The following is a 21,361-nucleotide window of genomic DNA, read 5'->3' on the forward strand; positions in this document are numbered from 1 at the left end:
TTCCGGCCTCGGGACTGGTAGGCCCGCATGTTGAGGTGTCGGGTATTCAGCGGATGCGGCCGGCTTCTGATTACCGAGCGGATCTCATCGTGATCTGATCGGGTGACGAGCCGGCCCATTACGCACCGAAGCGCCGGCTCTTGGGCCGGTCCATCTCCAGCAGGGCATTGCCCAGCGGTTGCCGCGTGCGCCGACCGCTTCCGCGGCGCGTACCGACTGCGAGTCGATGATCGCGGCGGTCGGGTCGGTGTCCCGGCCCTCCGGCATCCGCCGTCGTCCTGTCTCCCGTATCCGGTCTCCCCCGTCCCGTCGTTCGGCTCCTCACCGCACGGGGGCTACGGTCCGGCGGTCACGGCAACGTGAAAGATCTGATCATTTAGCTCGATCGTGGGTGATCGGCCCGATTCGCGGAACGGATGGTTCCGCAACCTGGATGATCTTGGGTGCTGCCTTCGCTTCGCCTGGGGCCACCCGCCGTCCCCGGCGTCTCTTGCCGATCCTGGAGGATCCGTGCGACACCCAGTCTCCCGCCTGCGCTTCCGCGCACTGACCGTGGGGCTCGCGCTGACCGCGTCCGCCCTCCTGCCCTCGAGTTCGGCCGGTGCGGCCGGTGCGGCCGACCAGTACGAGTGGGCTGCGCTGGGCGACTCGTACACCGCCGGCGTCTTCGCCGGTGACCCGCTGCCCGCGCTGGGTGACGCGTCCCGTGACGGCTGCGACCGCACCAGCGGCGCCTACCCTGGCCTGGTTCAGAAGGAGCTTGACGAGTTCCCGTTGGGCAAGGACGTCCACCTGGCCAACGTCAGCTGCGGCGGCGCCGTCATCACGGACATCGGCACGACCAAGCAGACGCCGATCAGTCCGGTGGAGATGCCCGAGGCCGGCTGGGCGACGGTGGACACGCAGATCAAGCGGGCCGGTCTGAACGACCAGACCGACGTCGTCACCATCGGCGTCGGCGGCAACAGCCTGCCCTTCGGCGGCATGCTCCTCAAGTGTCTCGAAGAGGGCGCCAAGGTCTCCGGCTCCTGCCGCGAGCACTACACCAACCCCCCGGAGGGCGAGGAGAGTATCGAGCACAAGCTCGCCCGGGTCCAGGAGGAGTACATCCTGATGCTGGCCGAGGTCCACAAGGCCGCACCCAACGCCAAGGTGATCACTGTCGGCTACCCGGCCGTCCTGCCGGAGGACGGCAGCGCCTGCAACCGCCTCGCCCTGACCGAACTCAGCCTCATCAAGCACGCCGATGTCGACTGGCTCCGCGACGACGTGCTGAAGCAGCTGAACAGCAAGATCGAGCTGATCGCGAAGTTCTTCGGCGACCAGTACGTCGACGTCTACTCCTCCAGCGTCGGCCACGACGCCTGCCAGCCCGCCGGCGAGAAGTGGGTCCAGGGCCTCTGCGGCGACGCCGGGGCCTACTGGCCCGCCGCGATCGGCAAGCTGAACTGCGGCGTCGTCGGCAAGCGCGCCACCCTGGTCCACCCCAACGCGGCGGGCCACGAGAACGTCGCGAACCACGTCGAGCGAGCCATCCGCATCGCCCTCCTCGACCGCTGACCCGACACCGACACCGGAGCCCCGGGACACCAGCACCGACTTCGGCTTCGGCTTCGGCTTCGACCCGGTGACCGGCTACATGAAGGGGCGGCTACACGAAGAAGGACTTCCCGCGCTTCCTCGCGCTGCTGCTGCACCGCCGCCTGGACGGCCCGGTCACCGTCGTCTGGGACAACCACTCCAGCCACATCAGCAAACACGTGAAGCAGTACGCGCAGCAGCAGGACTGGCTCACGCTCATCCAGATTGCGTTCTACCCAACGGAGTTGACATCTGCCGAGTTGCTCTGGGCCCACGCCAAGGAGAAGATCGCGAACCGCACCTTCCGTTCGAACGACGAGCTGCACCGGGCCGCCCGCAACGCCCTCCGGTACGTCCAGCGCCACCTCGAACTCCTTCTCGCATTCCTGGCCGAAACCGTCCTCGAACTCGCCCCACCAGCGTCAAGCCCGTAGTCAAGGATCAGTACTCGACCGCCGCTCCCGCCGAACTTGTTCACATCGCTGCGAACAGGCGGCCCACCGCCGGCGAAGTTCTGAAGCGCACACACAAGACAGCCCAAGGGCGGGGACTCCACACGGAGTCCCCGCCCTCAGGTGTTGCTCCTACATGTTCAGCACCAGCCGCTGCAGGCGTTGGCGAAACGCTTGAAAGCCGCCTGGGTGCCCGACCCGGCGATCCCGTCGATCGCCCCGGTGTAGCCCCAGCCCTTGAGCAGACGCTGCAGCGCCTTGATCGTGCCCGATCCGACGATCCCGTCGATCGCCCCGGTGTAGCCCCAATGCGCCTTGAGGTTGTTCTGGAACGCTTTCCAGCTGTTGGTGCCCAGCAGGCCGTCGATGGCTCCGGTATAGCCCCAGTGCTGCCTGAGCCAGCACTGCGTGTACTTGGCCTGTGTGGTGCTCAGCCCGAGGTTGACCACCGCGAGCGCGGCAGCCTCGGAAGTGGCAGCCGGTACCTTGGCCGACTCGGGTGCCGCCAGGGCGGCACTTGCCCCAGCCAGGCTTCCGGCGGTGATCCCGACAGCGGTAACAGTGCTGACGAGCGCCCTTGTCAAAATGCGCATTCGTTTCCCCCACGGTTGTGGTAGACCGGCGGTAGACCCTAACTCGGCAGTGGAATAAGGGTCTGATGGCAAGGTTGACGATACCTTTCCCGCATCGCCCGGCTAGGCCTGCTATCGGCCAGATCGAGAACGGCCGGCACGAGCCAATTGCTGACTGAAGCCGGCGTCTTGACGGTGTGCGGGTGTTCGAGTTCCTCCATCGGATTCACCGAGGGTAAACCCACCGGCGGCCGACGTGGTGTTCACTGAGGTTTTCTCAGCGGTAATCGTTTCCAGACCTCCTTGTTGTCGTCTTTTCGTTTTGCCGTGTGGTCGTGTTGTCGTTGTCGGTACCGTGTGGAGCAATCCGCGACGGGACGCCGCGGAGGTCATCCGCTCAGAGCCGTCGAACTCACGGCCCTGCGGCTCGAGGTGGTGGTTCGAGGCGTTCCCCGGCGTGGGCTGCGAACGTGGCTGTGTGGGTCCGGACCGGGCACCGGCGTTCGCGCAGCCGGTGCCAGCGAGCCCGGCGACGGCCGCGCCGGCTGGTGCCCGTCCCGTGCACGCCTCCCAGGACACGTGGCCCCCTCCTCTCCGACGGCGCCCCTGGACCGGATGGGCCAGGGGCGCCGGTTACTCGCCCCGCTTGGCCTCGACCCTGTCCTGTCAGCCACCGAGAAGGCCACTGTCAGCCATATCTCTGGTATCCCACGGCACATCCCAGCCTCTGAGCTGCTGGGATGCCTCTTGGTATGACAAGCGCATGGGACGGGGCGGCAGAACGCTCGGGTAGCATCCCTCCACGGAAACGTCAGCCGCGAAGGCCCTGTGTGTCGCGTACGGGGAGGGGCCGGGGCGACATTCGTGCCAGACGCAATGCAGGGGGGCACGTGACTCCACCCACGCGTAGACGCGCGGGCTTCCTGTGCCGGTGGCTAGGCCACGTCGCAGAGGACCAGCCCGGCCCTGATGAGCACGTTCACCGCGCCGGCGTGGTCCGCGTTGGCCGCCTTGGGCGTTCCCCCTGGGTGCTGATGTACTTCTCGACCGCGGCCGCCGACACGGTGCCGGCCGATGCCGCGAAGTACGACGACGACCACAAGGTGGGCATCCGCGACTTCAGGTGCGGGAACTCCTCGCGCAGCACGCGGGAGGTGAAGCCCTTGAACTGGTTGGCCACATACGAGGCCGAGGACTTCGGGTCGTGCCTGACGAAGAGGTGGACGCGGTCGGGCGTCACCTCAAGGGTGGTGATCTCCCAGCCGCGTTCGTCCGCCTTCTGCCGGATCAGTTCGTCCAGGCGCTCCGCGACCCGTCCGTCGAGGACCGGACGGCGGTACTTCGGGCACCACACCACGTGGAGCCCGAGGTCGTGCACGCCGCCGGAGAACCGGCGAACCTTCCTGACCACAGCCATACGATCACTATACATGTGCCGCGGGTCTAGTGCGGCAGAAGGGTGCGCTCAGATGAACAGCACAGATCCGTGCACTCAGTTGAGGCCAGAGCAGCCCAGAGAAGCCATTTCCCACCCCGCCGAAGCGGGGCGTCCCCTGGCCAGAGACTGATGGCGCGCTGGAAGGAGCTGCCTGCCACGCTGGATCAGCGGGAGCGGCAACTCGTGGTTCAGTTACGTCGGCTGAAAGACCACAGCGGGCTGAGTTTCGCGGCCCTCGCGGCGCGGACGACCTACAGCTCGTCGTCCTGGGAACGCTGGTTCAACGGCAAGAAGCGGGTGCCCCGCAGGGCCGTCATCGAACTCGCCCAGGCGTGCGGTACGGACCCCGTGCGGCTGCTGGCACTGCACGAGATCGCCGAAGAGGCACGCGGGACGGACGCCGCCGCGTCCGGGGAGGGGAAGGCCGGGCCGCCGGTGCCGGCAGCCCGCGTCGCCGACCGCGACCCGGTGGCGGAGGCCGATGCAAGGTCCGCCCCCAAGACGAAGGTCCTGACTGGTGCCCTGCCGAGACCTCGCTCAAGGTTGCGGTATCGAATCGCTCTCGGTGTGGCGGGCGCGCTGGCTGCGGTGTTCGCAGTCGGCCTGATCACCGGCATGCCCCTGCGGGACGACGCATCCGGGACGGCACCGGCATCGAATGCGGCCACCGACTACCGGTACGGAAAGACCTACGCGTGCGATGTCTCCCGCAAGGACAACGGGCTCCACGCCGGCTACAGCATCGCTCGGGACTCGCTTCTCGACATCAACAGCACCGGTTGGGACGTCGTGGAGGCGCAGTGCCTGGTGCGTTGGCACGGCTCCGACCCGGGCGACACCGACGGCGTCTACGGGCAGCGGACCAAGGACGCCGTCACCGCGTTCCAGAAGCAGCGCGGGATCGGCATCGACGGCATCGTCGGGCCCGACACCTGGGGGGAACTGCGCAGGTGACCGTTTCTGGGCTGCCGGAAGTGCGCCGGCTTGTCGCGGAGCTGAGGAGTCTGCGGGAAGCGTCGGGCCTGAGTCTGTCCGAACTCGCCGCCCGTACCCCGTACAGCAGGTCATCCTGGGCCCGCTACCTCAAAGGGGAGCAACTGGCACCACGCGATGCCGTCCTGGCGCTGTGCCAGGTGGCGCAGCAGCGGCCGGACCGGCTGCTCGCGCTGTGGGAACTGGCTGACACCACGTGGAGCGGGCGCGTCGGGTCGGGGCCGGACGGTCCCCCGCCCGTCGGGAGCGAACCGGCTGAGGCGGAGCAGCGCACGGTGCGGCACGGATACCGGAGGCGCTGGTCCGCGGTTCTGGCAGGGGTCGGGGTCGTCGTCGCCGCGGGTACCGGCGCCCTCCTTGTTTCGGAGAGGCCCTGGGACGACACCGCGCGGCCACCGGCGTTCTCCCCCGGCTGCTCCGGCCTCGACTGCGATGGCCGGGACCCGCTGGAGATGGGATGCGGTGTCCAGCACCTGGTGACATCGTCCGCCGTGCGTACCTTCGCCGACGGGCGGCGTGTGGAGATCCGCTACAACGAGACATGCCGCGCGGTGTGGGCGCGGGCGCTGCGGCTGCGACTCGGCGACCAGGTCGAGCTGACGCGTCCCGGCACCCGCCCCAAGATCGTGCGAGCGACGGACGAGGCCCACACCCTGGGCTACCTCTCGACGCCGATGACCATGGCCGACCGGCCAGACGGAGCACGCGTGTGCGTGGCGTCGATCACGGACGAGCGGTTCTGCTTCAGCCCTTGACCACCACGGGACCCTGTTCCTGACGGAGCATGACCCGGCGACGCCCGGTGGCTCCGGTCGGGCTCCGCTCGGGCCCCGGTCGGGATCCGGTCGGGCCCCGGTCAGGATCCGGTCGGGCCCCGGTCGGGATCCGCGGACCCTGTTGCCTTCCCAGCGGCCTCGCTCACGGTTCCCCGCCGCCCGCTGGCCTTCGTGGCCGGGCCGCGCACGAGGCCGCCCTGCGACCGGCACCCGATGCCGCCGGCGACCGAATGCCGTCCCGACCGCCGGGGGACGTCCCACCACCGGCCCTCACCGGGACGCGTCCCAGCAGGTCAAGGCGTGGGACGTCCCGGATGTCCCCGAGTGGGGCGGCTGACGTTGCGGGGGGCCGCGCCGAGCCGAAAGGCTTGCCCCACCACGGCAGCGGGCCGCCGGTCTCCCAACGGCCGCCGCACCGCCGCACGTGCCGGCACCGACCCCTCAACGTCCAGGACGGAGACCTCCTGTGTCCCTTCGACCCTCCGCGCTGCCCGCCGGTCGCGCCTCGCTGCACCCCGGCCGCTCGACCACCCGTGCCGGCCGCCTCCACAGGGCACTCGCCGTGGCGGCCGGGGCCGCCCTCCTCCTCGGCGGAGCGCTCACGACGGCCCCTGCGGCGTCCGCCGCTCCGGCCGCCGACACCTGCCGGGGTGTCAGCACGGTCGGCCTGTACTGCGGTTACGACGCCGGCACCACATGGGCCCAGCAGGGCAGCAAGGGCGCCCATGTGAAGGAGATCCAGGCGCTCATCAACGAGACCACGTTCTACCGCAAGGCCAGCGGCAAGAGCCTCGCCGTAGACGGGGACTTCGGCCCCGCGACCAAGGCGGCCGTGGCCTGGTTCCAGTGGTACTACATCGGCGAGGCGGCGTCCGACGGGATCGTCGGCCCGCAGACCTGGAAGGCACTGCGGTACGGCAAGCGCTGACCCGCCTCGGCACCGTCCCGTCCGCCACCTCCCGAGAGGAGCACATGCCGTCGTCGCCGTCCAGAAGCGCATGAAGCTCACCGCTGACGGCATCGTCGGCCCGAACACCTGGCGCAAGCTGCGCAGCCCGGGCGGCTGACGCACTTCCCCGGCCCATGTGCCGGGAAGGACGGGGGTACGGAGCAGGGCCGGGCGACTCGCCCGGCCCTGCTCCGCGTGCTTCCTGAAGTGCCCCGGAAGTGTATGCAAGGACGGGTCGCACCTGGTCGTGAATGCAGACGGCTGTCGTGTGAAGTTGCGGGATTGGTTTGAGGCGCGGCCTTTCGGTGTGGCGGTCAGGGAGTGGCGGTGGATCTCCAATTGTGCGTGTGATCCCCGGTTTCGGTAACCGGGGATCACGTGGTATGTGCCATAGCGGCGACAAGTGGTTCGCCCCGGTGTTGCTGCTCTGACCGGCCCCCCCCTGGGGTGGTGACGCCGAAGACGCCCTCTTCCTGGTAGGCGAGGTAGAGGCCGTTGCAGTTGCTTTCGCCATCGATGACGTCGACGCCCCGGAGGGCGGCTTCGTCGGCGTCGCAGTCGACCTTGCGGAGCTGAAAATGGGCGGCGGTGCTGTCATTGGTCATACAGTCACCGCGTTCGACGCCGACTGCCGAGGAGCATCCGGCGAGCCGGCGTGACGGTGAGCACTGCCAGGAGACAGGCGGCTGCGCGTTTCATGCTGGTGCTCCCCCTTTAATGCCCGTCAAGGGCGTGTGTGCCGAGGGATATTCCACCGCGGGCGCCGGGCTGTGACCAGGGGTTTGGCCGGGTGCGGCGTGTCTGGTCAAGTCTTTGGTCGCTGCTGGTCAAGACGACGGCGGCGGGTGTGCCTGGGGGTGTGGCCGTAGTGGGCGGTGTAGGCGCGGGTGATGTGGGCCCGGGAGTTGAAGCCCCACCGGTGGGCGATGGCCTGGATGGGGGTGCGGGCAAGGCTCGGGTTGGTCAGGACCGGCACCCGCCGGGCGTTCGAGCAGGGCCCAAGACGCCATGCTGCGCGCCAACCCCGCCGACTCCGGCCGGTGTGGATGCTCGCCTTCTACGACCAGGCCGAGCTGGACTCCCTGGCCCTCTCCGCGCACTTGGCCCTCGGCGACTACTCGACCGCCGAGTACCACGCCCACCGCTGCCTGTCCGCCCTCCGACCTCACATGGTCCGGTCTCGGGCCATCACCACCACGCGACTCGCACATGCCCAGCTCGCCCAGGGCGCCCCTGACGCCGCCACGGCCACCGCGATGACGGTTCCCGCCGAGGCTGCTACGCAGCACGCCCGGGTCACGCGCATGCTGCAGGAGTTCGGCGCCGTGCTTCGCGCCACCGCTCCCCGTGATGATCCGCGCAATCCGCTGACGGATGTGGCGGGGTCACCCGGCCAGCACGATGGCGTGCGGCGACGGTGCGAGACGTGCCCGGTAGCGGCGGATCCCCCAGCTGCGGTGCTCCAACTCTGCCGCCACCAGCACCTCCGCCGTGTTCGGCCGGTCGGGCACGAGTTCCACCAGCGCTGCCACCGGGTGGTCGCCGACCAGCGGGAGGCCCTTGACCTGGCGGAACTCCCACTGCGGGTTCGGCTGGGACGCGCCGTGGCCGCGGACGATCCACTCGTCCCTCTCCGGCCCCGCACCCGGTGGCTTCTCCACGCCCACGTCCAGCAGACCTGCCTTGACCGTGAAGCTCACGCCCATGCCGGAGCCGACGACCGGACGGGTGCGCTCGCCGGGGTCGATCAGCCGCGCGACGGGCCGTGCCCGGCCGTCCGGTGTGGACAGTGCCACCCCCGCGGCGCCGGCGGCATCCCGGTGAACTCCCTCCTCGTCCGCAAGGATCTGCGCCAACGACGCCCAGAGCCGGGGCTTTCGCGTCCCGCCGTCCAGCTCCAGAGCGCGCACCACCAGGTCTCCCGCCTCCACCAACAGCCGGTGGGACTCGGCATGGAAGGGCTCCTCGTCGGTGAACCACGTGCGGTACATGTCCGCCTCCAGCCGAGCGGACCAGACGGTACGCATCCCGCGGGCGTAGTGGTCGGCGGCGAAGTCCTCCGCTCCCCGGGTGGCCATCCGCAACCGGGCGGCGGCCAGCAGCCCGGCTTCCAGTTCGGCGGGATCGCTCAGCCTGTCGATCAGCCGTGACACCACCGCATCGGCTTCCTCGAACACCGCGCGATCGCACCGGTCCGCCACCAGGTGGACGGCCGACTCGACGGTACGGAGCGCCGCGTCCCGCCAGGCGGCCTCCGCCCCGCAGGAGTCGGCGACCTCGGCGACCAGCCTCCAGTAGACGTACATGAGCTCGACCAGACCGCGGTGGTCGAGGAACTCGTCCCGGAACAGCAGTTCCACCATCGCCTCGGCGGACAGCGCTTGATCCGCGTGTTCCGCCAGGGCTCGTCGCGTCTGCTCCAGCTCGCGCGCCTGTTGCTTCGCCTGGGACAACGACAGGATCCGCTCGCACGCGAAATGTGCCAGCTCCATCAGCGTGCCGACCGGGTCGATAAGGAACCTGACCGTCGGCGGGCCATTCTCCTCATCACGCGGTTCATAGCCCGGCTCGCCGAAGCGCACGGGGCCGGCACACACCATCCCCTGCCGCGTTTCGAAGTCGAGCGCGCCGATCGGATCGTCCATGGCAGGCAGCACGTGGGAGACGACCAGCATGACCGAACCCGAGGCGATCGCCGTCTCCCGCCAGCCCGGCGGCCCTTCCAGGCGGAGGTCGTGCACAAAGGACGCGCCGTCCGGGCTGAGGACAGACAGCACGCCTCCGTCGTCCTGCGTGACACACCACTTGTGATCGACAGGGTGGCCGAGGGGCAGTTCGTTCAGCGAAAGGAGCACCGGAAGGCCCCACCAGCCGTTCGCGCGGGTGAACAGGCTGCCTCCGGCTCCGTCACCTGCGGTGAACGGGCTGATGCCGGCCAGCCCTACCGCCAGTGCGGCATGCCGGACACCGTCCACCTCCACCATGAACGCCCACCCGGTGATGTCCCGCGACAGCCTCACGCCGTTCCCCCCGCGTCAACCGGTCATCAACGGATTCAACAATGGCACGTCCCTGGTCAGACCCGATCGCTCCCCAGACCCGCGGTAAGGATCTTGAGTGCGGCAATGCGGCACGCGTCGAGGCAGAGCGCTCCCTGCGCGATGACATCAGGGGTCGAGCGAGTCACTGCCATGACCGGCATCCGGGTACGGAACCGCGAGGGAACCGTGCCCCAGGGGCCGAGCCGTACGTCACCCACCCGGTTCGATACGGAGGACGGCGGCGGTGTCGCGGATCTCGACGACCTGAAGGCTCATAGCGTCGTTGATGGTCGCGGCGGGTCCCTCGGCGCAGCTGAGCTCGACTCCGCCGCCGCCCTCCGACGACACGCCGCCGCCACCGGAGCTGCCCGAAACGCTGTAGCCCGACCCTGTCAGCGGCGCAGCCATCTCGACCCGGCTGCCAGTGATCGCCGTCACCTTGATCGGCCCGAGGCCGTACGTCTCCGGCACGGTCACGACGTCCCCCACGGCGACCTCAATCTCGCAGGTCCCGTCAGCGCACGGCCCGGTCGGCGAGGGCGACGGCGTGGCCGTCTGTGTGGGAGTCGGCGCGGGGTCGGACGCCCGTGCCCCGGAGCCGGCCCCGCTGGGCCGGCCCTCGGCGGAGGACCCGTCCGAGGAATCCGAGGAACACGACGTGAGAGCGGCGAACACGACAGCGGCAACAACGGCGGCGGAGGACGTTCTACGCATCATGGTTGCCACGGAACCGCGCCCCGACCGGGACCCCTCCCGCCTCACCCGGCAGTTTCAGGTCATCAGCCCAGCGCTAGGAACGACGTACTCTCTGAGGAACCGCATACCGACGGGGAGTGCAGCACATAGAGGTTCTGGGACAGCGGCGGTTGCAGGTTGCCACCCCTCCCCCGCCTGGGATCCGTCGAGGAGCGACCACATGGCGTGCCCGCAGTCCCGCCGGAGTGCACGGACGCTGGGCAGGCGTGAGCGGGAGCCGGAGCAGAGTCAAGGGGGAGTCGTGCGTGGGACGCGGGTTCGGAACGAGGTCAAGGACTCGATCGTCTTCGGCTGCATCATCCAGGGTGCGTCTATCAACGTGACGCTGCCGCCGCGGGTGGAGCCGGCGCTGGCCGGACTCCGAGCGTCGGCCCGGGTGTTCGTGGGGCGGCAGGCGGAATGCGATGCGCTGCTGGCTGAACTGGCACCGCGCCGTCCGCAGGCGGGCGAGCCGGGGCCGGTGGCTGTCGTGAACGGCCTGCCGGGGGTGGGCAAGACCGAACTCGTACTGCGGGTTGCTCATCGAGCCTGCGCCCGGCCGGGGTGGTTCGAGGGTGGCGTCCTGTTCGTGGACCTGCGCGGGTATGAGCCGGAGTCGCGGGTGTCCGCCGCTCTGGCGCTCGGATCGCTGCTGCATTCGCTCGGCATACCGCAGGACATCATCCCCGCCGACGCTCAGGCCCGGGAGCGCCTGTACCACTCGGTACTGGACGCCTACGCGCGGCAGGGAAGACGCATCCTCGTCGTGGTGGACAACGCCTCCAGCGCGGAACAGGTGCGGCCGTTGCTTCCCGGGGACAGCCACACCCCAGCCTTGGTCACCTCACGGCATACCTTGTCCGACCTCGGCAATGCCACGCTGCACCGGCTCGACACTCTCGACGACGCAGACTCGGTCGACCTCCTGCGCCGGCGTATCCGCCACCAGCACGGCACCCACGACACACGGGTGGACGACGAACCCGAGGCCGCCGCAGCCGTCGCCCGCCGGTGCGGCCATCTCCCCCTGGCCCTCGGCATCATCGCGGCGCTGCTCGCCGATACACCGGGCCGGTCACTGGCAGACCTGGCGGCAGACCTCGCCGACCGGCAGCGCCGCCTCGACGAACTCACACGCGAGGACGCATCGGTCCGGGCCGTTTTCGATCTGTCCTATGCCGGGCTGCCGGCCGAACAGGCCAAGGTGTTCCGGCTCCTGTCGCTCGCTCCAGGCCCCGACGCGGGTACCGCGACCGTCGCCGAGCTCACTGCGCTGGAGCAGCGAACTGTCAAGCACGCGTTGCATGCTCTGCAGCGCGCCGGCCTCGTCGAGACCGGAAGGACCAGCCTGCAGGGTGACGTCCGCTGGACGCAGCACCGGCTGGTGCGCCTCTACGCCCAGGAACGCGCCCGCGCGGAGGAGGGTTTCGACGCGCTACACGACGCCTTCGAGCGGCTGCTGCGGTACGTCGAGGAACGGGTGGACGCGTTCACCCCAGAAGGGCTCGCCAACGACACTGCTCCGTTCCAGGACTTGCGGGAGGGGTTGCACTGGCTGGCTGAGGAGAGGCGGGCACTGACAGCCCTCGGCGAATCCGCGGCCGACTGCGGCCATCCCGGAGCGATACCGCGCTGTCTGCATCTCAGCTACGTGCTGCTGGCCTTCCTCCTCGTCCACGGCAGAGGAGAGGATGATGTCCTGGACGTGACCGAGGCCGCAGTCAGCCTGGCCCGACGGCAGAGCGATTCCGTAGTGACAGCCTCGGCCCTCATCACTTATGGAGACTCCCTGTTTGGGGCAGGGCGCAGCGCGGAGGCTGTCGTTGCCTACCGCGAAGCCCTGGAGTTGCTCCGCGTGGCCGGTGGCACTCCGGACGAGCCCACCGCGCTCCACAACCTCGGCTTGGCTTTGTCGAAACGGGGCGAAGAAGAGGCGGCTCTGGCGTGCCTTGAGCAGGCACGGGAGCTGTACGAAGCAGCAGGCGACCTTTCCGGGACGGCCAGTGCTCTGGAGTCTCTTGGCAGTGTGCACTCCCGGGGCGGGCGACACGAAGCGGCGACAACGGCGTTCCAGCGGAGCATCGACATGTTCGACGAGCTGGGGGAAACAAGGCGTGCTACGCATGCCCGAATAGAGCTCGGGATCGGCTATAGGGCCGCTGAACAACATCATCAGGCAATTGCGATGTACAACCTGGCCCTGAGCTGCCTGCGCCCTGGTGATCATCGAAGGCGTCGGCGCGTGCTGCACCTGATCGGCGACTCACAGATCGAGCTGGGGAACTTCCAGATGGCCATCGACGCGTACACCGAGGCCGCTGAGTGCGCCCGGGACAGCGGGAGCGAGTTCGATGAGCATCTGTCGATGCTCAAGGCTGCCACAGCGCTGCGAAGAGCCGGCCGTCGCCGCGAGGCCAGGAGGGTGCACAAAAAGGCCCTGCGCGCCCGGCTGGGAGGCGATGTACGCCGTGCGGCACATGGGGCACGGCAACTCGCGTCTGACGCCCTGTTCGAGAAACGCTACGGGGAGGCCGCTAGGTATTGGATGGCCGCCGAGTACCTCCTCGAGGAGACGGGCAACGAGGATGACACAGCCGTGGCGCGGGAACTTCGGGAGACCAGCGAGAGCCTCCACCGTCGAGACCGGCGGATATGGGCTGGGTTCGGCCTCTCGTTCGCCCTGACCATGCTGGCCACAGCAGGCTGGTTCTTCTCCTTCGGCATGAACGGCTTGTTCATAGGCATGGGTCTCTTCGCCGTCCAGGGAGCCATGCTGTACGTGTCGGAGCGCCGACTGCGCTAGTTCCCAGCGGGCCGGAGATCGCCGTCGTCATCGCCGGTTTCCGCATCTGTATCCGGGCTCGTGTCACCGCGCGTGCCCCCCGCTGCAGACAGCGGCCCCGAGACGGTAACGGCATAGCCCTGGACCACACTGCCGTGCACCGTCCCCCCGCTGACGTGATTGGACACCGTGGTACGACCGGTGTCCCGCTCCGCCGCACCGACGACCTCCCGCAACTCGGCCACCGCCACAGCCCGTTCCTGCTCCGGCAGCGATTCCAGCAGCATCTCGAACCGTGTTCGCCAGGCTGCCTCCTCGCCTATGCGGACTGCTGCCGCCCGCTCGGGATCGGCCTGGCCCAGCAACGACGCGCTGTGGTCCAGCCGCTCCAACTCCCTGCTCTGCAGGGCGTCGTCCCCGCGCCCGAGCAGACGTGCGATCCGGTCCCGCAGCACGGTCCAGGCATCCGTCCCCGCCGCCTGCACCACCGCCATGCCACCGGCCGCGGCCAAGGCCATCACTTCAGAGCCCACCATGTGTTCCCCCTGTGTTCCGTGTTCGATCGGGCAGATCATCGTCGTTCCGTCTGGATGAGATCTTTATGCTCAAGTGCTCACGCTGTCGAAACCGCTTCACCCGGCGCTTCACGCGCCTTACCGTTCGACGCCTCGTCCAGCGCTCCTTCACACGGCTGAACAGGGTCCGCACCCTGGAGTCGGCGGTCTGTCTGGTGCAGGCCGTCCGGTCCCGGGCTGTCTGACAGGCATCGGCAAGGCCGACTCCGAACCCCAGCAGGAGCGCCACTCCGAGCTGCCTCCACACGCTCGTCGCCACCAGCGCCCCCGCACAGAGGGCCAGCAGGTGCCACCGCCGGTACAGCGTGTACCGGATGCTCTTCACCGGGTGCCGGCCGAACAGGCCCTGCCCGGCTCCGGTCCGGCCGCGCCGGTAGGGAACCCGGCTGCGCCACCATGTCAGGGCGAGCCTGTCCCGGGCCTGGCGCAGGTGCCTGATCGCTGTCCACCGGCCGTCCTTGTCGCCCGTCTCGCGTGCCAGCCTCGCGGCCAGGACGTGCGCGCCCACCGCCTCGTCGTAGCGTCCCGCATCGTGCAGGGTGAGTCCCAAGCGATGCAGCACGAACGCCTCCTCGGAGCGATTCCCGGCGCTCTGTGCCATCCGCAGCGCGCGGCTCAGGGCGACCAGCGCCTCCTCTGGCCGGTCCAGCGCGCGCAACGCGTCGGCGAACTGGTCCAGCAGCCGTACCGCTTCCGAAAGGTCGCCCCGGTCCTGGTGGTACCGAAGGGCCCGCTCGCAGCAGTCGGCGGCCTCCTCGTCGTCATCTCCGGTCTGCAGCAAGGTGAGGCCGCGCAGTTGCCAGGCGATTGCCTCGGCGTCGGGCCGGGAGAGCCGGTTCGCCACGTCCGCCAGCCGTGTGTAAGCGGCGACGGCCTCCTCGTAGCGCCCTTGCAGTCCCAGTGCGCCGCCGAGCCTGAACAGGAGACCGCATTCACCGCGCAGGTCACCGAGTTCGCGCAGCATGATGTGCGCCTCGGTCAGGGGGGCCAGTGCCTCGTCGTGGCGCCCGGCGTCGGACAGGTTCCGGCCGATGTAGCCCAGGACCCGGGCCTCGCCGTAGCGGTCACCGATCCGCCGGTGCTCGTCCCGCATCTCCCGCAGGAAGCCGATGTCGCCGTCGTAGGGCCTCACCCCGCCGTAGGAGTCGTATCCGGTATCGGCGAGCGCAGCGCGGAAGAAGGGCATGGTGGCCAGGGCCTTCAGCACATCGTCATTCCTCCGGATCGCCTGCTCCCGGACACCGGGGAAGTCGCGCAGCGCGGCCAGCGCCTTGTCCGGCACCAACTGCTCGGACGTGCGCTCCAGGTGTCTCTCGACGGCGTCGCGGTACCCCTCCATCAGCTTCAGCGGGCCGAAGAGACGATACGGCAGCTCCGCGTCCTCGTAACGCCACATGGCCTCCTGGTAGACTGTGGTGGCCTCCTCGTACCGGCCCAGGCCCCGCAGTACGTCACCCCGCAGCCCGAGCAGGGCGGCCTCACGCGCCGGGTCGCCGTCCGTCTCCTCCAGGACCTCGCGGGCGCGGAAGCAGACCATGAGTGCCTCGTCCAGCCGCTCCCTGTCCTTGAGCAGCCCGACGACCGTCATCAGCCGGTCGGCCTCGCCGAACCGGTCCCCGGCGTTCCGGCAAGCGAACCACGCCCCGAGGTAGGCGCGTAACGCGTCGTCGCCCGGATCGGTCGTCTCCCGCAGGATGTCGCCGAGCGTCGTCCACAACGCGGCCTCGATCGAGTGGTCACCCACCTCACGCGCCATGGTGCGTGCCCGGAGGAGGGCCAGGACCGCCGCGTCGACGTCGCCGGACGCCTTCAGCGTCACCGCGAGCTGCCTCGTCAGCTCCAGTTCGCGGCTCCGGTCGCCGATCTCCGAGGTGAGTTCCAGGGCTCGCCGGTAGGCAGTGGCAGCGGGTTCGAAGCGGCGGGCCAGCCGCAGGGTGCCGGCCAGGTTCGCCCCATGCTCCAGACGAACGCGCGGCTCGGCCGAGGCGGCGAGTTCATGGGCCTCTGTCCGGACGCCGATGGCTTCTTCGAACAGCCCCAGCCCGGTCAGGGCGTCCCCTGCCCGCCCCAGCGCCGTCAGTTCCAGATGGCGGTCGCGCTCGGCCCGGGCCGCTCTGACGGCAGCCCGGTACATCATGGCTGCCGCTGCCAGGCGCGGGTACCTTCCGTACCTTCCGGGCGTCTCCTCCTGGAACAGGTACACGCCGAGGTCCAGGGCCAGCCCGAGGCCGTGGCGGCGCAGCTCGCCGTCCGTGCTGGACAGCTCCTGCGCCACGAAGTCGGCGACGCTTTCGAGTTCGAGCTCCAGCCAGGCCCCGGCGGCATCCCGGTCGGCGAAGCGCGGTGCCGGGCGGGTGTCCGGGGTCAGGTGGGAGAGGGCCTCGCGGGTTCTGGTGAGGTAGTGGGTCCGCAGGCGGTCGAGGGCCCGGACCCGCTCACCCTCCGCGTCCGGGCGGCGGGCGTTCTTCTCGTCGACGTACGCCCTGACGAGGTCGTGCAGCAGCCACCGGCCGTACTGCGCGTCGGCCTCGATGAGATGGGCCCGGGCCAGTGCCTCGGTGAGCAGCCCCGCCCGGTGCTCCGGCAGGTCGGCGAGGGCGGCCAACGCGCCGGTCGAGGCGCTGTGGTCGTCCGTGACCGTGAGGGCGTGGGGCAGCAGCCGGAGCAGCTCCGCCTGGTCCTCGGGCAGTGCGTCGTACGACAGGTCGAGAGCGGCCCGTACGCCGATGTCGCCGCGCTGGAGCTGGTCGAGCACACCGCCGTCGGCCTGTGGGCCGTGGGCGGCGGAGGCCAGGTCGGAGGCCAGGTCGGCGAGCGGCCGTCCCGGGCTGTCGGCGAGCCGGGCGGCGACGATGTGCAGGGCGAGAGGAAGGTGGCCGCAGCGGCGGACCACCGCGACCGCCGCGTCGGGCTCGGCGTCGATACGACGGTCACCGGAGCCACGGCTCTGTATGAGGGTCCGGCGGAGGAACGCCACCGATTCTTCCGGCTCCAGCACGGGCAGGTCGACGATCGTGGCATTGGGGAGGTCCGACAGCCGGTGGCGGGAGGTGACGAGGACCGGGATCCGCGGGTCGGCGGGCATCAGCGGCCGTACGTCGGCGCTGTCGGAGGCGTTGTCGACGACCACCAGGACCCGCCGACCCTCGTCGGCCCAGGCTCCGAGTACGGAGCTGTACATCCCGGCCCGGTCCTGCGTGCCGACGGGAACATCGCCGATGGCCAAGGCGCGCAGGAAGGACGCCAAGACCTTCTCAGGCTGCAGCCTGTGTTCCGGCTCGGCCGCGTAGCCCGCGAGGTCCGCGAAGAGCACCCCGCCGTCGAACCAGCCCTGCGTGCGCAGCGCCCGGTGCGCGATCTGGAGGGCCAGCTCCGTCTTCCCGACCCCAGGTTGCCCGGATATCACCGTGATCGGTGCGGCCTCGGTGGCGTCCGGGCTCAGGGCCGACACCAGGTCGCGCAGGAGGGCCTCGCGGCCGGTGAAGACGCGTGAGGCCGGGGGGAGGCCGGCCATCGCGGACGTGAGCGGCGCGGGCAACTGGGCATACACCCTGTCCGCCTGGATGAAGTTCCCCCAGACCGTCCCGCCTCTGAACTCGTTGCGGACCTCTCTCCGGCCATCGCCATCAGCCGCGCTCACCGCGTCTCTGCCCCCGTCCCCTGTACGCCCGACAGGCCATCGGAGCATCCGATCATCCCCGCCGCCCAGTCAATTGTGCCCTCCAGCGAAAAACAATGACCGTCACGAGGCAGAGCAGACACGAGTGGTTTTCCGAACTACCGGCTCCGCTGAGACCTGTATGTTCTGGTGGTCTACTTCGCGAACGGGTAGGGGAGCGAAGCCTTGGGACCTGCGATCATTGGGCTGATCGGTGGGCTGCTTGGCCTCGATTCGTCTGCGGTCTGACCGGTCCCGCTGATCCGGTGTCTTGCCCTGGTTTGTCCGTCCGGTCGGTTCAGGGGCCTTCGCATGCGCTGCGGGAGCGTCGGGTTCCACGGGCCCGAGGGGGGGTGCGGTCCTCTCCTCTCCTGTGTTGTCGGGGTGGTGAGTGGGCCGTCAGGTGCGGGCTGGAAGCGTGGTGGCGCGTTGCCAGGCGGTGGTGAAGGCGGCGGCCCAGGGCCAGGTCAGATCGAGGTGGAGGGTGCGTGTGCGGGCGTGGGTGGTGAGGCGGGCGGGCAGGTGGTACAGCTTGGTGCGTAGGGTTTGCGGTTCGGCTGCGGCGAGTTCGGGTTCGTCGTGCAGGAGGAGGAGCCGGGTCCAGGCGTCGAGGTCGGCGGCGATGGTGGCGGCCAGGACTTAGGCGGTGTTCAGCTGCCAGGATTTCGAGGGCAGCAGCCCGAGGCCGATCCGTTTGATCGCTTTCACGCGGTCCTCGACCTCGGCGTGGTCACGGTAGAGGGCGTCGGTGAACCACGCCTGCCCGGACCCGGGCACCTTGGAGAGCCCCTGGTGGGCGGGGATGTTCGTGGCGACGATCTGGTAGCGCCAGCCAGTTTGTTCCTCGAAGGCGGTCAGCTTCTTCAGATCCCGGCGTGAGGGCTTGACCCGGCGCACGATCAGCCGCATCCCCTCGGGCCAGCCGGTCAGGTCACGCAGGCCGGTCAGCTCGGCGACCTGGTAGGAGACCATGTCACCGTCGGGGCCCTTGATCTCGTGGAGTCGGCCGTCCTGCCGCAGCGCGGCCGTCCACACCCTCTCCGGCAGCAGTGCGATGGCCTTCTCGTCGGCCGTGTTGATGGCCCAGCCGGTCACCCAGCGCACCCGGCGCCGGCTCGTGGACAGGCTGGCGCAGGCCGGCTGGACCAGCGCCGTCCCGCGGTCCCGCCGGCCCGGGCCGGTGCCCTTCGGCAGTACGGCACCCAGGGCCCGGGTCAACCCGACACGATCGGCGACCTTCCGCAGCAGCACCACCCCCGCATGCCCGACCAGGTTCTTTCCGTCGGCCCGCACGACGAGCCGGTGATCCCATTCGATACCCTGCACCTGTTGGGTGTCTCTTCCTTGCGACGGTTTTGATCTAGATAGTCCAAATCATCGCAGGTGGGAGGCACCCTTCTTCTGTTGGGGCGTCAGAGCACGTTCTTAGCTGAATACATGAGGCTGGCGGTGGAGGACTTCCGACCGAAGCTCCTCGCCAAGTCCACCATGGCCCGCAAGGCCGCCGACGCCGCCATCGACGCCACCAAGACCGCACTGGTCGAGATGGCCCGCAAGCACGGCCGCACCGTGCTTCACCAACGCCCGCAGCTCGGCGACCTGTTCCACAGAGAGCTCCATGACGATGGATCGAACCACACAAGATCCAGTAATGCTGACGGAATCACGAGACACTAGGGTGAGATCAGCAGGGAAAGTCCGGGAAAAACCACTAACTGGGGGAACGAACATGGCCACCAAGAGCACCGACACCGCCGAGTCCTACGACGGCTTCACCGAGGACGAGCGGGAGGCGATGAAGGACCGCGCGAAGGAACTGAAGGGCGCGAAGGCCCGCGGCACCCGCTCCAAGGCCGCCGCCAAGGCCGACGGCGAGGCCGACCTCCTCGCCAAGGTCGCCGAGATGGCCGACGAGGACCGCGTCCTGGCCGAGGGCGTCCACGCCCTGGTCAAGAAGGTCACCCCCGGCCTGACCCCCAAGACCTGGTACGGCATGCCCGCCTACGCCAGGGACGGCAAGGTCGTCCTCTTCTTCCAGAGCGCCGCCAAGTTCAAGGCCCGCTACGCCACCCTCGGCTTCAACGACCCGGCCACCCTCGACGACGGCGACATGTGGCCCACCGCCTTCGCCCTCGCCGCCCTCACCCCCGAGGTCGAGGCCCGCATCGAGGCGCTCATCACGAGGGCCACCGCCTGACGACGCCCCGCCGGTCAGGTCCGCGTCCCCGCGCGGTGGTCCCGGAGGAGCGGAGGAAGGTCGTCGACGACGCTGTACGAGTACGACTCGCCCGCCCGGCCCCGCTCGATCGCGGTGGCCGGCGGCTGGGCGGCGTCCTCGGCATGGACCCACGACACCGTCCCGCCTCCGCCCGGGGACACAGTGAAGGGTCGGCCGGCGGCCCCGGCGAGGGGGATTCCGCTGTGCTGACCAGTGCACCGCCTGCCGCCTGCACGGGAGTTCTCCGCCGTGTCCACCGCGTCCGCGCGGTTCACGCCGTCCGTTCAGGTGCGCCCACGCACCCGAGGCCGGGGGCGATTCTTCGGCACTGGGAAAGCCCCGGTCGGCCAGGAGCAGCATGCCCGGGCCAACCGGTCCAGCAAACGCCCCGCACGTCGTCACCCACGGTTTGCCCGGGGGACATCACGCCGGCGAAGGAGAGCCTGTTCGCCGGCCTCGTGCAGGGCAGGGCCCAGCAGCGCCACCGGTCGGCCTGGGGCCCTACCCGCGGACCAGCACATCGCGGGGGATCGCCTGCAGATGCGTCGGTTCCTGGTTTCCCGCATGGACGAAGTGCAGTGCGTGACGCGCCCGGGTGGCCAGCACGTAGTAGGTCATACGCAGCTCCGCCGAGGAGGGGTCCACGGCTGCGTCCGTCTCGGTGTCCGGCACCACGACGGTGTCGAACTCCAGCCCCTTCGCACTGGCCCGGTGGACGATGACGATGCCGGGGCGGGAGAGGTCGAGCGCCCGGTACCGGCCGCCGGTCGCCTGCGCCGTGTACGTCTGCGGCCTCAGCCGGGGGGCCTTGCGTTCCAGGCGCGACAGCAGATCGAACTGCGTCCGGGTCGAGTGCACCACCACTCCGACGGTGTGGCTGCGCTGCCTCTCGGCAAGCCCGATCAGCAGGTCCGTCACCGCTCCCGGGTGCGGCAGCGCATGCAGCCGAGGCAGAGGTCCGTCACGGCCGGGCAGCGCGGGCGGGTGCCTGCCGGTGTGGAACCAGGCGGCCAGCTCCGCCGTCTGCCGGGTGTTGCGGTGGTTGCCGTCGAGATCGTGGACGGAGCAGTTGCCCAGCCCCTGGGCGATCTCGTCCAGGGTGGAGCGGGATTCGGTCAGCCGCTGGCACTCGTCGGCGAACACCGTGGTGGGCGCGCCGATCATCCGGCAAAGCCGGTAGAACTCCGGCGGCAGGTCCTGCCCTTCGTCGACGACCAGGGCAACGGGGCCGTCCTCTTCGGTGAGGACCGCCCGTTCGTAGAAGGCGGGCCAGTCGAACCATCCGTCGTCGGTCCGCGGGGCGTCCGGCCCGTACCAGCGGGCGAGCCAGCCGTGCACCGTCTCGACCCCGACGTCCGCGCTGTCCAGGCAGAGCTCCGACACCAGCGGCCACAGCGACTGCCGCAGGAGGTTCGACCGGGTCAGCAGGACGGTACGGGTGCCGGTCAGGGCGAGCATCGCGGCCCGCTGCGCCGCCAGGAGGCTCTTGCCGCTCCCGGGCGTCCCGTTGACCAGGTGGTTCCCGTCGAACGGCAGCCCGTCGAGCAGGGCCCGCTGGGCCGGCGTCGCATCGAGGTACGTCAGGGTCATG

General features: G+C 69.7%; 17 protein-coding genes and 3 pseudogenes. 9 read left to right on the forward strand and 11 right to left on the reverse strand.

The genetic code is table 11. The features are described from left to right. Positions 1–510: 510 nt before the first annotated feature. Both SCWH03_RS19810 and SCWH03_RS19815 read left to right on the forward strand, forming a co-directional pair. On the forward strand, positions 511–1,560 hold the full coding sequence (locus tag SCWH03_RS19810; protein ID WP_173265608.1) for an SGNH/GDSL hydrolase family protein: 1,050 nt from the start codon (positions 511–513) through the stop codon (positions 1,558–1,560). Between the two features lie 104 nt (positions 1,561–1,664). Next, positions 1,665–2,015 (forward strand): annotated as a pseudogene (locus SCWH03_RS19815) (transposase); the annotation flags it as partial. Between the two features lie 158 nt (positions 2,016–2,173). Here the strand turns inward: SCWH03_RS19815 and SCWH03_RS19820 are convergent. Both SCWH03_RS19820 and tnpA read right to left on the reverse strand, forming a co-directional pair. Further along, on the reverse strand, positions 2,174–2,626 hold the full coding sequence (locus SCWH03_RS19820) for a peptidoglycan-binding domain-containing protein (RefSeq protein ID WP_173265609.1): 453 nt from the start codon (positions 2,624–2,626) through the stop codon (positions 2,174–2,176). 958 nt (positions 2,627–3,584) lie between these two features. Continuing rightward, the gene (tnpA, locus tag SCWH03_RS19825; RefSeq protein ID WP_173265610.1) at positions 3,585–4,022 is read right to left on the reverse strand and encodes an IS200/IS605 family transposase; all 438 of its coding nucleotides are present in this window, start codon (positions 4,020–4,022) and stop codon (positions 3,585–3,587) included. A 150-nt stretch (positions 4,023–4,172) separates the two neighbouring features. Here tnpA and SCWH03_RS19830 point away from each other — a divergent pair, with 150 nt between their 5' ends. The 4 genes and pseudogenes from SCWH03_RS19830 to SCWH03_RS29930 form a co-directional block, all read left to right on the forward strand. Continuing rightward, positions 4,173–4,997 (forward strand): helix-turn-helix domain-containing protein, encoded by an 825-nt coding sequence (locus SCWH03_RS19830; RefSeq protein WP_173265611.1) that lies wholly within the window; start codon positions 4,173–4,175, stop codon positions 4,995–4,997. Then, entirely contained in the window at positions 4,994–5,791 is a 798-nt protein-coding gene (locus SCWH03_RS19835; RefSeq protein WP_173265612.1) for a helix-turn-helix domain-containing protein, read from the forward strand. The genes SCWH03_RS19830 and SCWH03_RS19835 overlap by 4 nt, the downstream gene beginning before the upstream one ends. Before the next feature lie 529 nt (positions 5,792–6,320). Continuing rightward, positions 6,321–6,740, forward strand: a complete 420-nt coding sequence (locus tag SCWH03_RS19840; RefSeq protein WP_173265651.1) for a peptidoglycan-binding domain-containing protein — start codon at positions 6,321–6,323, stop codon at positions 6,738–6,740. Between the two features lie 55 nt (positions 6,741–6,795). Further along, positions 6,796–6,879 (forward strand): annotated as a pseudogene (locus SCWH03_RS29930) (peptidoglycan-binding domain-containing protein); the annotation flags it as partial. Positions 6,880–7,135: 256 nt separating this feature from the next. Here the strand turns inward: SCWH03_RS29930 and SCWH03_RS19850 are convergent. From SCWH03_RS19850 to SCWH03_RS19865, 4 genes are all read right to left on the reverse strand, one after another. Further along, entirely contained in the window at positions 7,136–7,366 is a 231-nt protein-coding gene (locus SCWH03_RS19850) for a hypothetical protein (protein ID WP_173265613.1), read from the reverse strand. A 200-nt stretch (positions 7,367–7,566) separates the two neighbouring features. Further along, positions 7,567–7,737 carry a helix-turn-helix domain-containing protein gene (locus SCWH03_RS19855; RefSeq protein ID WP_254076887.1) on the reverse strand — a complete coding sequence of 57 codons (171 nt, stop codon included), beginning with the start codon at positions 7,735–7,737 and terminating at the stop codon, positions 7,567–7,569. 409 nt (positions 7,738–8,146) lie between these two features. Further along, positions 8,147–9,781: a hypothetical protein gene (locus SCWH03_RS29230; protein ID WP_254076878.1), complete on the reverse strand. Its 1,635-nt coding sequence runs from the start codon at positions 9,779–9,781 to the stop codon at positions 8,147–8,149. A gap of 231 nt (positions 9,782–10,012) precedes the next feature. Next, entirely contained in the window at positions 10,013–10,291 is a 279-nt protein-coding gene (locus SCWH03_RS19865; protein WP_173265614.1) for a hypothetical protein, read from the reverse strand. A 508-nt stretch (positions 10,292–10,799) separates the two neighbouring features. On the opposite strand from SCWH03_RS19865, the gene SCWH03_RS19870 reads away from it, so the two are divergent. Then, entirely contained in the window at positions 10,800–13,340 is a 2,541-nt protein-coding gene (locus tag SCWH03_RS19870; RefSeq protein WP_173265615.1) for a tetratricopeptide repeat protein, read from the forward strand. On the opposite strand, the gene SCWH03_RS19875 is transcribed toward SCWH03_RS19870, so the two are convergent. From SCWH03_RS19875 to SCWH03_RS19890, 3 genes are all read right to left on the reverse strand, one after another. Beyond that, entirely contained in the window at positions 13,337–13,894 is a 558-nt protein-coding gene (locus SCWH03_RS19875; protein WP_173265616.1) for a hypothetical protein, read from the reverse strand. The genes SCWH03_RS19870 and SCWH03_RS19875 overlap by 4 nt on opposite strands. Continuing rightward, positions 13,842–17,534, reverse strand: a complete 3,693-nt coding sequence (locus SCWH03_RS19880) for an AAA family ATPase (RefSeq protein ID WP_173265617.1) — start codon at positions 17,532–17,534, stop codon at positions 13,842–13,844. The genes SCWH03_RS19875 and SCWH03_RS19880 overlap by 53 nt, the downstream gene beginning before the upstream one ends. A 657-nt stretch (positions 17,535–18,191) precedes the next feature. After that, positions 18,192–18,878: a hypothetical protein gene (locus SCWH03_RS19890; RefSeq protein ID WP_173265618.1), complete on the reverse strand. Its 687-nt coding sequence runs from the start codon at positions 18,876–18,878 to the stop codon at positions 18,192–18,194. A 117-nt stretch (positions 18,879–18,995) separates the two neighbouring features. Between SCWH03_RS19890 and SCWH03_RS19895 the strand changes: the two are divergent. Beyond that, positions 18,996–19,124: pseudogene (locus tag SCWH03_RS19895) on the forward strand (RNA-guided endonuclease TnpB family protein); the annotation flags it as partial. 157 nt (positions 19,125–19,281) lie between these two features. After that, on the forward strand, positions 19,282–19,749 hold the full coding sequence (locus SCWH03_RS19900; RefSeq protein WP_173265619.1) for an iron chaperone: 468 nt from the start codon (positions 19,282–19,284) through the stop codon (positions 19,747–19,749). A 14-nt stretch (positions 19,750–19,763) separates the two neighbouring features. On the opposite strand, the gene SCWH03_RS19905 is transcribed toward SCWH03_RS19900, so the two are convergent. Together SCWH03_RS19905 and SCWH03_RS19910 are read right to left on the reverse strand one after the other, a co-directional pair. Next, positions 19,764–19,907 carry a hypothetical protein gene (locus tag SCWH03_RS19905; protein ID WP_173265620.1) on the reverse strand — a complete coding sequence of 48 codons (144 nt, stop codon included), beginning with the start codon at positions 19,905–19,907 and terminating at the stop codon, positions 19,764–19,766. Between the two features lie 364 nt (positions 19,908–20,271). Further along, positions 20,272–21,360, reverse strand: coding sequence for a DEAD/DEAH box helicase (locus tag SCWH03_RS19910; RefSeq protein WP_173265621.1), 1,089 nt, complete (start codon positions 21,358–21,360; stop codon positions 20,272–20,274). Between the last annotated feature and the right edge of the window lies 1 nt (position 21,361).

This window comes from Streptomyces pacificus (genome assembly GCF_011766325.1).
Taxonomy (GTDB): domain Bacteria; phylum Actinomycetota; class Actinomycetes; order Streptomycetales; family Streptomycetaceae; genus Streptomyces; species Streptomyces pacificus.

Bases quoted from the DNA above. Each gene is read 5' to 3' on its own strand.
- SCWH03_RS19875 (WP_173265616.1), bottom strand. From the start codon at position 13,894: ATGATCTGCCCGATCGAACACGGAACACAGGGGGAACACATGGTGGGC.
- tnpA (WP_173265610.1), bottom strand. From the start codon at position 4,022: ATGGCTGTGGTCAGGAAGGTTCGCCGGTTCTCCGGCGGCGTGCACGAC.
- SCWH03_RS19910 (WP_173265621.1), bottom strand. From the start codon at position 21,360: ATGACCCTGACGTACCTCGATGCGACGCCGGCCCAGCGGGCCCTGCTC.
- SCWH03_RS19820 (WP_173265609.1), bottom strand. From the start codon at position 2,626: ATGCGCATTTTGACAAGGGCGCTCGTCAGCACTGTTACCGCTGTCGGG.
- SCWH03_RS19900 (WP_173265619.1), top strand. From the start codon at position 19,282: ATGGCCACCAAGAGCACCGACACCGCCGAGTCCTACGACGGCTTCACC.
- SCWH03_RS19830 (WP_173265611.1), top strand. From the start codon at position 4,173: ATGGCGCGCTGGAAGGAGCTGCCTGCCACGCTGGATCAGCGGGAGCGG.
- SCWH03_RS19850 (WP_173265613.1), bottom strand. From the start codon at position 7,366: ATGACCAATGACAGCACCGCCGCCCATTTTCAGCTCCGCAAGGTCGAC.